Raw genomic sequence first — 12225 nt, forward strand, 5'->3', positions numbered from 1 at the left:
TACCCATGCGCGCCACTTGAGCGGCGCTGACCAGCAACGGCCGGCCGCGAACGGACCTGGCGCAGCGCCGATCGGCCAACCGGGGTCGGGATCAACCGATCGCCGGCGCGCCTCTGCCGCCAGGGGCGTCCTGCAACCGCTGCTGCGCTTCCATGGCCAGGTGCTGCGCGCGCTGCTGGTTGAACGCCTGCGCCTGCTGCACCGTCTCGTGCATCGGTGCAGCAGCCTGCGCCACGTCCGTGGCGGCGCGGAAGCCCGGCGTGGTGCCGGACACCCACAGCGTGTCGCCGGCCATCTGCACCCGGTCGATCTTGTCGGCGCCGGCGATGCCGGCCTGCTTGGCGCCGAGCATCGCCTGCGCGACGTGCGCATCGCCGATCTGCGCCGGCACGTCCTTGCGGATGCGCGCGAACATGGCCTGATCGGACGCAGACAGCGCACCCAGCGTCTGCGCACGCTCATAGGTTTGTGCGGCCGACGGTGCCATGTGGGCTCCGGACGCAGGCGTCGCCACCGCCCCATGCGGATGCGCCGCTGCTGGCGCCTGCAGCTGCGCGGGCGCGGCGGCCGGCGCGCTGCGCTGGAACCACTGCCCGGGATGGGTCAGCGTGTCGTAGGCCTTGCCCGCCGCGTGCTTGGCGGCATCGATGCCCTGCGTGGCGGTCTGTCTTGCGGCTTCGTACGCGTGCGTACCAACCCGCGCGGCGCTGTCGGCCGCTTGCTTCGCCGCATCATAGACACTGGTGGCCGCACGTCCAGCTTGCGCAACGCCTTCGGTCACTACGTGTTTGGACGCGTCGTAGGTCTGCGTGACAGTGCGCTCGACATGCTCCACACCGTTTATGACCACGTGCTTCGCCGCACCGTAGGTTTGAGTGGCCGCGCGCCCAACCTGCTCCGCGCCTTCAGTCACCACATGCTTCGCGGCGTCGTAGGTCTGGGTGGCGGCACGACCGACCTGCTGGGCGCCTTCGGTCACCACGTGCTTGGTTGCGTCGTAGGTTTGCGCCACCGCACGTTCGGCCCGGTCGATCCCATCGGAGACCGCCTGCTTGCCGAGCTGATACGTCTGCGTGGCGGTTTGCGCCGCGACCCGCGCGCCATCGTAGGCATCGACGATGTGATTGGCGACGTTGGCCACGCCCGCCTGGAAGCGAGGATCATGGATCCGCTCCACCACGGCGTCGGCAGCCGCATGCGCGCCTCGCTCCACGGCGCCTTTGGCCGATTCCAGCCCGCCGCCCACCCACCGCGCCGCCGCATCCGCACCTTGACCGTGCAGACGGGCGGCTTCGCCCACCACATGTCCAGCCAGCGGCGCAACCGGGATGAAGGGCGCGGTAAGGCGCCCGCCCTCCCGCGCCAAGATCGCGATACGTTCGTCCAGCGCTTGCACGTAGCGACCGCCGGCGCGCACGGCATCGGCACCGTGTTGCAGGCCGTCGGCAACCCCGCGCACGGGCGCGCCACGCGCGATGGTGTCGCGAATGGGGGGATCGGCGTTGAGCACGAGGTACTCGTTGAGTTGCCGCCGCAGATTCGGCGACAGTTGGCCCTGCCCGTCGTTCCCGCGCATCTGCCGCAGCGACTCGGACAGTTCGGCGCGTGCGAAGGACACATCGCTGCCGAAGCGGTCGATGGCGTCCTTGTTCGCCGCGTAGCGCTGCGTCGCTTCCTGGAAACGCTGGGGTTGCAGGATATTGTCCGGACTGTCGCTGCTGAAGTGCTGCTGGCCGCCGTGGTCGCTCAGCCGCATCGCGATCAGCGCGTTTGGCGGCGCCGACCCGGGCGGCGCATCCAGGTAGCGGCCGGCCCGCAGGCTCTGGATGTCCTCTTCGCTGGCCAGCGACACCACCTTGCCGACATGCGGACTGGCCGCGCTCACCACGTCGCCGGCCATGCGGTAGTTGGTGAGCTGGAAGCCCGGCTGCGGCGGGCCATCGATCATGTCCGCCGCGCCGAAGCCGTTGTAGGTGGCGCCGCGCAGGCCATATTTGGCGGCCTGGAGTTCCGCCAATGCGCCGCCCAGGGAGTGGCCGGCAGCGAATATCTGGGTTTTCGGGATGCCCTGCGCAGCCGCTTTGGCGATCATCTGCGCTGTAAACGCGTCGGCCGCAGACCTCTGCGCGTTGACGGTATCTCGCACCATCTTTGCATCGACGGCGATGTCCTGCAGCGTCGTCAGCGCGTGGTCCGCTTTTTCCGAAACACTCTTACCTGAAAATAGACCAGGATCAGTACCTCGGTACGCGACAATAACATTGTGAGGCGACGCAACGCTTTGATACGCAGTTGCGTGAAAGCCGGTAGCCGGATCACTGGCATAGCCAAATATCTTATAACCCTGGCCATCCAGAGAAACATATCTATTGTTATCGCCCACATCACGCTGTGATCGGTTGGCATACGAGTCATTACTTGCATCAGCTAACGCTTGATCAATGACTTTCATGACTTGACTTCCTTAACAGTGATCGTCACTGGGAAATAAGCATCAGGGTCTTTAAGAACCTCGGGATCGTCAGACTGGAACTCTAGCGCACCATAGGGAACCAAAGCAGGATCCCCATAAGAACTATTCTTGAAATAGCTTTTCCCACCACCCTCGCGCAAGATTTTTTCCAACAACCCTCCCCAACCGAATTTCACACCCTTGCCAATCGCGCTAACACCCACACTTGTCACATCCCAGTGGCAAACCCCGAGATTGAAATAATCTTCATCCAGCAGGGCATCGCGATAAAAATATCCCTTCCATGTGTGGTCATCCACCTGGACCATAGGAATATCGAGCCCGGTGTTAGGCACATGCTGCTCGCCAAGAACTGGCATCATCGGCACACAATTCTTATTGATGACGTCATATCCAATGTAAGCACCCTTGAAAGAATCCCACGGTCCCGGCGCATTTGACGTGGCGATGACCTCGTAGCGCTTGACCGGATGCGGATTCAGATGCCCGGTCGCACCGTCGTTGCCAACATCGATACCTTTCGAACAACCGGCGGCGGTCGCGGCCAGGGGCATAATGGCGGCAGCGGCCAGGTGGTGCAGTTTCATCGTATCGTCCTCGGGGGGATAGGCCGCAGGCAGCGCGGCAGTGGGGTCTGGTGGCAATGGCAGTCTCGGCTTGCTCCAGGGCGCAATCGGCACCCCACCACGCGGCAGCGCGCCGAGCCTGGCGTAGACGTCCGCATTGATGCTGCCCATGTCGCGCAGGAGTTGCGCATCGCGCATCGTGCGGGCGCGTGGACGATAGGGATTGTCGCTGTACGTGCTCTTTTCGTCGCTCATCGCGCCACCTCTCCTTTATCAAGACTCCAAGTTGCGACTGCGATCTTACTCGCTGGAAACCATGTCGCCACTGCCCATCGCGCAAAGGGTACAAGTGAGATCCTGACCCACATCCATGGCCCGGATTTTCCTGATGAATCGCCATCGGGCTCTGATACCGGCATGCGGCAGCGTCAGGTATTGGTTACATAACTGACTGGAAGCCTGTAGCTGAGCCACTGGAAAAGCCGAAAACCCAGTAGCGCCTCTCACCTGAATGCACCTGCTTCTTGCAGCGATATCGCTTCGAGGACGATTCACATACGCGTCGTTGGCCGCATCGGCAACCGCTTGATCAATCCCCTTCATGGCTGGGCCTCCCTGACAGCGAGGGTGACAGAGAACTACGCGTCCGGATGCTGTAGCACTTCAGGATCAGCAGGATCGAAATCCTGTGCCCCGTAAGGGACCAGGGACTTATCCCCATGCGCGACCTTCTTGAAATACCTGGTCCCTCCACCTTCGCGCAGAATCTTCTCCATAGAGCCGCTCCACGCAAACCTCAGGCCCTGAGCAATCGCACTGGCGCTCACGCTCGTGACGTCCCAATGGCACACCCCAAGCTTGAAGTAATCCTCATCCTGCAGCGCATCACGGTAGAAATACCCCCTCCACGTATGGTCGTCTACGCGGGTCATCGGAACGTCGAGTCCGGTATTGGGGACTTGCTGTTGACCAATGAAGGGGATCATCGGAACGCACTTCTTATTGACGACGTCGTATCCGATGTAGGCGCCCTCGAACGCATCCCACGGCCCCGGCGCATGGGACGTGGCGATGACCTCGTAGCGTTTGACCGGGTGCGGATTCAGATGCCCGGTTGCGCCATCGTTGCCGACGTCGATGCCGTTGGAGCAGCCCGCGCCAGCCACGAGGATGGCAGCGACAGCGAGTGCGCGCAGGATTCTGAGACGGGGCCTGCGACGAGCGGTCACGCCGGCAGGGATCCACGCACCCTCGGCATGCCGCGCACCCGTCTGTGCCACGGCGGGCGTGGGCGGTAATCGCATTCGAAAGGCGACTGAGGGTGAACATTGCGGGTCATCCATGTCCGGCATCGTTACCCACGCACCATACCCCGGCGCCGGCGGGTCAGGCCAGCGGCTGGCGCCCCAGCGTGACCCGATCGCGCGCCTCCAGGTCCTGATACGTCGCCACCTCCGCGAAGCCGGCCGCCTCAAGCAGCGCGCGCACCGTCGCGCCCTGGTCCCAGCCGTGTTCCAGCAGCAGCCAGCCGCCGGGCAGCAGATGCGCCGGCGCATCGGCGACGATCCGGCGCAGGTCGTCCAGCCCATCGGGGCCGGACGCCAGCGCGCTGGCCGGTTCGTAGCGCAGGTCGCCCTGCTGCAGGTGCGGATCGCCGGCGGCGATGTACGGCGGGTTGCTGGCGATCAGATCGAAGCGCTGGCCGGCCAGCGGCGCCAGCCAGGCACCATGGACGAAGGCGACGTTGCCCAGGCCGTGCGCGTGCGCATTGGCCTGCGCGACCGCCAGGGCGGCTGTACTGAGGTCGGTGGCCGTCACCTGCGCCTGCGGGCGCTCGCTGGCCAGGGCCAGGGCGATCGCGCCGCTGCCGGTGCCGAGGTCGGCGATGCGCCGGCCCGGCGCCGGATCCAGTCGCTCCAGCGCCAGTTCCACCAGCCGCTCGGTGTCCGCGCGCGGGATCAACGTGGCCGGTCCGACCGCCAGGTCCAGGGTCCAGAAGCCGCGCCGGCCGGTCAGGTAGGCCACCGGCTCGCCCTGTACACGCCGGGCGAGCAGCGCCTGAAACCCATCCGCCACCTCGTCCGCCAACGGATCGCGGGCGTGCGCGAACAGCCACGCACGGTCGCGTTGCAGGGCGTGCAGCAGCAAGGCTTCGGCATCGCCGCGCTCGACCTGGGTGCAGGCGTCGCGCAGCAGGGATTCGGGGGTGGGCGCATTCATCGCTGTCACGATGACGCAGCGAGCGCGGAAAAGCCAACGTGGTAGAACGGACCGACGCCCATGCGCCCTGGGCGGCTGACGCGCTGTTCGCGCGGCAGTGCAGCAAAGAGCCAGGCTTGGGAATCGATAGGGGAAACCTATCTATTCAATTCCATCAATCGATTTGAGAGATCTATCGGCGCCCCCTATCATGAGCCTTGTTCCATCCCCCGACCCCTATTGCAACCACGAGGAAACTCCATGTCGTCTTTGATCAACACCCAGGTCCAGCCGTTCAAGGCCAACGCCTACCGCAATGGCGAATTCATCGAAGTCACCGACGCGGACCTGAAGGGCAAGTGGTCGGTGCTGATCTTCATGCCGGCCGCCTTCACCTTCAACTGCCCGACCGAAGTGGAAGACGCCGCCGAGCATTACGCCGAGTTCCAGAAGATCGGCGCCGAGGTCTACATCGTCACCACCGACACCCATTTCTCGCACAAGGTGTGGCACGAGACCTCCCCGGCGGTGGGCAAGGCCCAGTTCCCGCTGGTCGGCGACCCGACCCACCAGCTGACCCGCGCCTTCGGCGTGCACATCGAGGAAGAAGGCCTGGCCCTGCGCGGCACCTTCGTGATCAACCCGGAAGGCGTGATCAAGACCCTCGAGATCCACGACAACGCGATCGCCCGCGACGTCACCGAGACTCTGCGCAAGCTCAAGGCCGCGCAGTTCGTCGCCTCGCACCCGGGCGAGGTCTGCCCGGCCAAGTGGAAGGAAGGCGAGAAGACCCTGAAGCCGTCGCTGGACCTGGTCGGCAAGATCTAAGCCGCCCGCGCTCCCATCTCCGCCTCGCGGCGGGGGTGGGGGTGAACCGCAGCCGGCATCGCGCGCCGGCGCCGGCTGCGGTTCATCCCTCCTCCCCTCTTCGCAGCGCGCTGCTCCGGCAGCGTGCCTCCCCCTCGCTTTGCCCAACGTCAGGAGTCCGCCATGTTGGATGCCGATCTGAAAACCCAGTTGAAGGCCTACCTGGAGCGGGTCGTCCGGCCCATCCACATCACCGCGTCGGTGGACGATGGCGCCAAGTCGCGCGAGATGCTCGACCTGCTCGAGGACCTGGTGCTGCTGTCGGACAAGATCACCCTGGACGTGCACCGCGACAGCGGCGAGCGCGCGCCCTCGTTCGCGCTGAACAGCCCCGGCCACGACATCCACCTGCGCTTCGCCGGCCTGCCGATGGGCCACGAGTTCACCTCGCTGGTGCTGGCGCTGCTGCAGGTCGGCGGCCACCCGTCCAAGGCCACCGCCGAACTGATCGAGCAGGTGCGCAACCTGCCCGGCGAGTACCGCTTCGAAACCTATTTCTCGCTGTCCTGCCAGAACTGCCCGGACGTGGTGCAGGCGCTGAACCTGGCCGCGGTGTTGAATCCGAACATCCAGCACGTGGCGATCGACGGCGCGCTGTTCCAGGACGAGGTCGAGGCGCGGCAGATCATGTCGGTGCCCACCGTCTACCTCAACGGCGAAGTCTTCGATCAGGGCCGCATGACCCTGGAGCAGATCGTGGCCAAGCTCGACACCGGCGCGGCCAAGCGCGATGCGGCGGCGATCGCGGCCAAGGCGCCGTTCGACGTGCTGGTGGTCGGCGGCGGACCGGCCGGCGCGGCGGCGGCGATCTACGCCGCGCGCAAGGGCATCCGCACCGGCGTGGCGGCCGAGCGCTTCGGCGGCCAGGTGCTGGACACCATGGCGATCGAGAACTTCATCTCCGTGCAGGAGACCGAAGGCCCGAAAATGGCCGCGGCGCTGGAGCAGCACGTGCGCCAGTACGACGTGGACATCATGAACCTGCAGCGCGCCGAACAGCTGGTGCCGGCCGGTGCCGACGGCCTGGTCGAGGTCAAGCTGGCCAACGGCGCCTCGCTGAAGAGCCGCACGGTGATCCTGTCCACCGGCGCGCGCTGGCGGCAGATGAACGTGCCCGGCGAAGACCAGTACCGCAACAAGGGCGTGGCCTATTGCCCGCACTGCGACGGCCCGCTGTTCAAGGGCAAGCGCGTGGCGGTGATCGGCGGCGGCAACTCCGGCGTGGAAGCGGCGATCGACCTGGCCGGCATCGTCAGCCATGTCACCCTGGTCGAGTTCGACAGCAAGCTGCGCGCCGACGAAGTCCTGCAGCGCAAGCTGCGTAGCCTGGGCAACGTCGACATCCTGGTCAACGCGCAGAGCACCGAGGTGCTCGGCGACGGCCAGAAGGTCACCGGCCTGGTCTACAAGGACCGCGTCGGCGGCGATGTGCATCGCGTGGCGCTGGAAGGCATCTTCGTGCAGATCGGGCTGCTGCCGAACACCGAATGGCTGCAGGGCACGGTGGCGCTGTCGCCGCGTGGCGAGATCGTGGTCGACGACCGCGGCCAGACCTCGCTGCCGGGTGTGTTCGCCGCCGGTGACGCGACCACGGTGCCGTACAAGCAGATCATCATCGCCATGGGCGAAGGTTCCAAGGCGGCGCTGAGTGCGTTCGACCACCTGATCCGGCACAGCGCACCGGTCGCCAGCGGCGACGTGGCCGAAGCGGCCTGATCCGCATCCGTCCCGTGCCGCTTCGCCGGCGCGGGACCAGGGCGTGCGATCTCCACCGTGCGCGTCCATCTGTCTCGCCGGCATGTGCGCCACACGCTCTATGCTGTGACCCTGCGTCACCTCCCGCCGCTGCGTTCCGAGGAACCCGCTGATGAACCTGCGTGATCTGAAATACCTGGTGGCGCTGGCCGATCACAAGCATTTCGGGCGCGCCGCCGCGGCCTGCTTCGTCAGCCAGCCGACGCTGTCCACGCAGATCAAGAAGCTTGAGGACGAACTGGGCGTGCCGCTGGTCGAGCGCGCGCCGCGCAAGGTCATGCTGACCCCGGCCGGGCGCGAGGCCGCCAGCCGCGCGCGCGGCATCGTCGCCGAGATCGAGCAGATGAAGGAGGCGGCGCGGCGCAGCCAGGATCCGGAAGCCGGCACCGTGCGCCTGGGCATTTTCCCGACGCTCGGCCCGTACCTGCTGCCGCATGTGATCCCGCGCATCCGCGCGCGCTTCCCGCAGCTGGAACTGCTGCTGATCGAAGAGAAGAGCGACGTGCTGCTGACCCGCTTGCGCGAGGGCCGGCTGGACGCGGCGCTGCTGGCGCTGCCGTTGCACGACGAGCAATTGCATGCCGAATTCCTGTTCGAGGAACCGTTCGTGCTGGCGGTGCCCGAGCAGCATCCGCTGGCGCGGCGGCCGACCCCGCTGACCATGGACGAACTGCACGCGCAACGCCTGCTGCTGCTCGAGGACGGGCACTGTCTGCGTGACCAGGCGCTGGAGGTGTGCCACCTGTCCGGCGCGCTGGAGAAAGCCGAGTTCCAGGCCACCAGCCTGGAGACGCTGCGGCAGATGGTCGCCGCCAACGTCGGTGTGACCCTGCTGCCGCTGCTGGCGGTGCAGCCGCCGGTGGCCAATCCGCCGAACCTGCGCCTGCTCCCGTTCGCGCCCGACGGCGGGCCGAGCCGGCGCATCGCCATGCTGTGGCGGCGCAGTTCGGCGATGGGCGCGTTCCTGCAGCAACTGGCGCACCTGTTCGGTGCACTGCCCGAGGAGCTGTTCACGCTGCCGGCGCAGGCGTCGCTGCCGGACCAGGCGCCGCGCCAGGTGGCCTGAACAGGCCGACCGGCCGCGACGTCGCATCGGCGCCGGCTTGCTTGCACAATGGGAACGGGGGCGGCGCGGTGCCGCCTCCGTTCGTTGTGCCATCCAACCGGAGCCTGTCCATGACCTCGCAACACCACAGCGGCCTGCCGCCCTCGTTGATCGTCTCCAGCCGCGACCTCGCGCGCCTGGAAGCCCTGCTCGACTCCCCTGCCTTGCACCAGCACCCGGCCGCGCAAGCGCTGGGCGCAGAACTCGACCGCGCCACCGTGATGGCGCCCGACCAGATTCCCCCCGGCATCGTCACCATGCATTCCCGCGTGGAGTGCGAAGACGAACTGCACGGCGAACGCCATCAGCTGACCCTGGTCTATCCGCACGAAGCCGATGCCGCGCATGCGCGCATCTCGGTGCTGGCCCCGGTCGGCAGCGCCCTGCTCGGCCTGGCCGTGGGCCAGTCGATCGACTGGCAGGCGCCCGGCGGACGCCCGCTGCGCCTGCGCGTGACCGCGGTGCAGCGCGCCGACGACGACAATGCGCGCGCAGCGCGTTAACGTGCGCGGCCCTATCCTTGTTCCCACTCGTTCCCGAGAGATACCGATGACCTCTTCCGCCCCCTCCAAGCTCGCCCAGTTGCGCGAGTTGTCCGTGGTCGTGGCCGATACCGGCGACTACGACGCGATCAAGCGGCTCAAGCCGGTGGACTGCACCACCAACCCGACCCTGGTGAAGAAGGCGCTGGACCTGCCGGTCTATGCCGACCTGATCGACGAGGCGCTGGCCTGGGCGCGCGGCCAGGACGGCGACTACACCGCCCTGGTCGACGAGATCGCCGACCGCCTGACCATCGGCGTCGGCGCCAAGCTCAGCGCGCTGGTGCCCGGCCGCGTGTCCACCGAAGTGGACGCCGACCTGGCCCACGACACCGCCGCCACCATCGCCAAGGCGCACAAGTTCATCGCGATGTACGCCGAGCGCGGCATCCCCAAGGACCGCATCCTGATCAAGGTCGCCGCGACCTGGGAAGGCATCGAGGCGGCGCGGCAGCTGCAGCAGGACGGCATCGACTGCAACCTGACCCTGATCTTCAACCGCACCCAGGCCCTGGCCTGCGCCGAGGCCGGCGTGTTCCTGATCTCGCCCTTCGTCGGCCGCATCCTCGACTGGTACGTGGCCAAGGGCCAGACCCCGGCGACCATCGACGAGGACCCGGGCGTGCAGTTCGTGCGCGGCGTGTACGACGAGTTCAAGCGCCGCGGTTCGCAGACCGTGGTCATGGGCGCCTCGTTCCGTTCCACCGCGCAGATCGAGGCGCTGGCCGGCTGCGACCGCCTGACCATCTCGCCGGACCTGCTGGAAAAGCTCGACGCCGACCACGGCCCGCTGCCGCGCAAGCTCTCGCCCGGCCAGGCCGACGGCGCCAAGATCGAGCCGATCGACGTCAAGCGCTTCGCCGCCGACCTGGCCGCCGACCCGATGGCCACCGAAAAGCTGGCCGGCGGCATCGACACCTTCGCCAAGGATCTGCAGGCGCTGCGCGACACGATCCGGCACAAGCTGGTCGGCTGAGCGTCGCGCACATCACGGCAACGAAAGAGCGGCGGCGACGCCGCTCTTTTTCTGTCCCCGACACGCGCGCGGCAGGCTCGGTCAGGGCGGCAGCATGAGGTCGAAGGTCTGAATATCCGTCGGATACCCCTGGCTGCGCTGATAGCCACGGGCGAAACACGCGCCGGAGTACGGAAGCTGCCACACCAGCACGTTGCGGTCGGCGCCGGACTCCGCGTTGTCCCAGATCAGGTTTTCCTTGCCCAGCGTGACCACCTGGCAGAATTCGTCGCGCACGCACATCAGGCTCGGGTAGTCGGCAAGGCTTGGCGGGGTATTGAAATCCGCCACCGCGATCGACCCGAGCGCGATGTATCCGGCCGGCGCCTGCAGGTTGTAAATGCCGAGATTGCAGGGACTGTCGTTGCCTTCGCACTCCCACACGGTCGTGAAGCCGAGGGGCGCGCTCAGGCATAGATTCTTGTCGGAATCGTATTCCTGCAACACGACCACCGGACCGGATGGGGACGGCGGATTGGCGTAGTTATTGGTCGCGTACAGGCCAATGTAGAAATAATCCTCGCCATGGCCAATGCCGCTCACCAGCGGATGCCAGAAGCTGATTTCCCGTCCCGAACGGCTTCCCTGGTCGGTGATCTGTTTGTTGAGGTCGAAACTGTTGCAGACGCCCTGACAGAGAAAGCTCATCACCTGTTCTCCAGATACGAACCATCGAACCACGCAGGCGAAGACACAGGCATCGACGAACCGCAGCCTCGTCGGCGCCGTGCTCCGATCTCGAAATTCCGCTCCCCCTTTCACACCGTGCGTCGTCCTCGCCCGGCACAGGTGCGACCGCACGGTTTGTAACATGCTTTTTGCACACCGTGGTTGCAAGACATGCCACATCGACTTCATGGCCGCTTGCATGGCCGCTTGTGCACGCGCCGCACCATGACTGGCCGGGCGGCGCCCGGGATAGTCGAACCATACGCCGGGGCGACGTCGCTCCTCCGGGCAGGGTGCCGCATGACAGGCCATCGCGCCCGGTCGTCGCCGTGCGTTTGGCGCAGCGGCGACGTCTTCCCGGCTATGCTGCCTCCCCGCGTGCAGAGGCAAGGCAATGGCAACGATCGCAGTGGTGATGGTGGACGGCGTGGCGGACTGGGAAATCGGCACGATCCTGCCGGCAGCGCGGGCCTGGTTCGGCGACACGATCCAGATCGCCAGCATCGACGGCAAGCCCATCACCTCGATCGGCGGGCTGGAGCTGCACCCCACCTATGCGCTGTCGGACCTGGCGCCATTGGACGCCGACCTGTGGCTGCTGCCCGGCAGCGACCGCTGGCAGGCCGGCGAGATTCCAGGACTGAGCGCACTGCTGCAGCAGCGCCTGGAGGCTGGCCGCGGCGTGGCGGCGATCTGTGGGGCGACCCTGGCGCTGGCCTACGCCGGCCTGCTCGATAGCCGCCCGCACACCAGCAATTCCGAAGCCTTCCTGCGCGAGCACGCCGGCGTCTACGCCGGCAGCGCGCATTACCAGGAGCGCCGCGTGGTCAGCGCCGGCGGCCTGATCACCGCCCCCGGCACCAGCCCGGTCAGTTTCGCCGAGGAATGCCTGCGCCTGCTGCACCCCGAACGCGAGGAGCAGATCGCGCAGATGCGGCAGATGTTCGCGGCCGAGTTCGTGTAGCGCGACCAGTGCCACCTGTCATGCAGACTGCGGTGGCGTCGCATGACTACACTTGTCGTCACGCACCGCG

Annotated in this window: 11 protein-coding genes; 6 read left to right on the forward strand and 5 right to left on the reverse strand. The window is 66.6% G+C overall.

What is annotated here, in order from left to right; all coding sequences use genetic code 11:
• Nucleotides 1–91 precede the first annotated feature (91 nt).
• The 4 genes from SLW55_RS02750 to prmC form a co-directional block, all read right to left on the reverse strand.
• Nucleotides 92–2452 (reverse strand): hypothetical protein, encoded by a 2361-nt coding sequence (locus tag SLW55_RS02750; protein WP_320744497.1) that lies wholly within the window; start codon nt 2450–2452, stop codon nt 92–94.
• A complete protein-coding gene (locus tag SLW55_RS02755) occupies nt 2449–3294 on the reverse strand; it encodes a hypothetical protein (RefSeq protein ID WP_320744499.1) in 846 nt (281 codons plus the stop codon). The genes SLW55_RS02750 and SLW55_RS02755 overlap by 4 nt, the downstream gene beginning before the upstream one ends.
• A 383-nt stretch (nt 3295–3677) precedes the next feature.
• Nucleotides 3678–4382 carry a hypothetical protein gene (locus SLW55_RS02760; RefSeq protein WP_320744501.1) on the reverse strand — a complete coding sequence of 235 codons (705 nt, stop codon included), beginning with the start codon at nt 4380–4382 and terminating at the stop codon, nt 3678–3680.
• Nucleotides 4383–4425: 43 nt separating this feature from the next.
• Nucleotides 4426–5259 carry a peptide chain release factor N(5)-glutamine methyltransferase gene (gene prmC / locus SLW55_RS02765; protein ID WP_320744502.1) on the reverse strand — a complete coding sequence of 278 codons (834 nt, stop codon included), beginning with the start codon at nt 5257–5259 and terminating at the stop codon, nt 4426–4428.
• 240 nt (nt 5260–5499) lie between these two features.
• Here prmC and ahpC point away from each other — a divergent pair, with 240 nt between their 5' ends.
• The 5 genes from ahpC to SLW55_RS02790 all read left to right on the forward strand — a co-directional run bounded on the left by ahpC (nt 5500) and on the right by SLW55_RS02790 (nt 10483).
• Nucleotides 5500–6066, forward strand: coding sequence for an alkyl hydroperoxide reductase subunit C (ahpC, locus tag SLW55_RS02770; protein ID WP_010341941.1), 567 nt, complete (start codon nt 5500–5502; stop codon nt 6064–6066).
• A 162-nt stretch (nt 6067–6228) separates the two neighbouring features.
• A complete protein-coding gene (gene ahpF, locus SLW55_RS02775; protein ID WP_320744504.1) occupies nt 6229–7821 on the forward strand; it encodes an alkyl hydroperoxide reductase subunit F in 1593 nt (530 codons plus the stop codon).
• A gap of 151 nt (nt 7822–7972) precedes the next feature.
• Entirely contained in the window at nt 7973–8926 is a 954-nt protein-coding gene (locus SLW55_RS02780) for a LysR substrate-binding domain-containing protein (RefSeq protein WP_320744506.1), read from the forward strand.
• Nucleotides 8927–9036: 110 nt separating this feature from the next.
• Complete coding sequence (rnk, locus tag SLW55_RS02785) at nt 9037–9468, forward strand: nucleoside diphosphate kinase regulator (protein WP_017915104.1); 432 nt, start codon at nt 9037–9039, stop codon at nt 9466–9468.
• Between the two features lie 46 nt (nt 9469–9514).
• Nucleotides 9515–10483 (forward strand): transaldolase, encoded by a 969-nt coding sequence (locus SLW55_RS02790; protein WP_320744507.1) that lies wholly within the window; start codon nt 9515–9517, stop codon nt 10481–10483.
• A gap of 81 nt (nt 10484–10564) precedes the next feature.
• Here the strand turns inward: SLW55_RS02790 and SLW55_RS02795 are convergent, their stop codons facing one another.
• The gene (locus tag SLW55_RS02795; RefSeq protein WP_152238569.1) at nt 10565–11170 is read right to left on the reverse strand and encodes a Vps62-related protein; all 606 of its coding nucleotides are present in this window, start codon (nt 11168–11170) and stop codon (nt 10565–10567) included.
• 415 nt (nt 11171–11585) lie between these two features.
• On the opposite strand from SLW55_RS02795, the gene SLW55_RS02800 reads away from it, so the two are divergent.
• On the forward strand, nt 11586–12155 hold the full coding sequence (locus SLW55_RS02800) for a type 1 glutamine amidotransferase family protein (RefSeq protein WP_267097087.1): 570 nt from the start codon (nt 11586–11588) through the stop codon (nt 12153–12155).
• The last annotated feature ends 70 nt before the right edge of the window (nt 12156–12225 follow it).

Source organism: Xanthomonas sp. LF06-19 (assembly GCF_034105425.1).
GTDB lineage: Bacteria > Pseudomonadota > Gammaproteobacteria > Xanthomonadales > Xanthomonadaceae > Xanthomonas_A > Xanthomonas_A sontii.

Bases quoted from the DNA above. Each gene is read 5' to 3' on its own strand.
- SLW55_RS02755 (WP_320744499.1), bottom strand. From the start codon at position 3,294: ATGAGCGACGAAAAGAGCACGTACAGCGACAATCCCTATCGTCCACGC.
- SLW55_RS02780 (WP_320744506.1), top strand. From the start codon at position 7,973: ATGAACCTGCGTGATCTGAAATACCTGGTGGCGCTGGCCGATCACAAG.
- prmC (WP_320744502.1), bottom strand. From the start codon at position 5,259: ATGAATGCGCCCACCCCCGAATCCCTGCTGCGCGACGCCTGCACCCAG.
- ahpC (WP_010341941.1), top strand. From the start codon at position 5,500: ATGTCGTCTTTGATCAACACCCAGGTCCAGCCGTTCAAGGCCAACGCC.
- ahpF (WP_320744504.1), top strand. From the start codon at position 6,229: ATGTTGGATGCCGATCTGAAAACCCAGTTGAAGGCCTACCTGGAGCGG.
- rnk (WP_017915104.1), top strand. From the start codon at position 9,037: ATGACCTCGCAACACCACAGCGGCCTGCCGCCCTCGTTGATCGTCTCC.
- SLW55_RS02750 (WP_320744497.1), bottom strand. From the start codon at position 2,452: ATGAAAGTCATTGATCAAGCGTTAGCTGATGCAAGTAATGACTCGTAT.
- SLW55_RS02795 (WP_152238569.1), bottom strand. From the start codon at position 11,170: ATGAGCTTTCTCTGTCAGGGCGTCTGCAACAGTTTCGACCTCAACAAA.
- SLW55_RS02800 (WP_267097087.1), top strand. From the start codon at position 11,586: ATGGCAACGATCGCAGTGGTGATGGTGGACGGCGTGGCGGACTGGGAA.
- SLW55_RS02790 (WP_320744507.1), top strand. From the start codon at position 9,515: ATGACCTCTTCCGCCCCCTCCAAGCTCGCCCAGTTGCGCGAGTTGTCC.
- SLW55_RS02760 (WP_320744501.1), bottom strand. From the start codon at position 4,382: ATGGATGACCCGCAATGTTCACCCTCAGTCGCCTTTCGAATGCGATTA.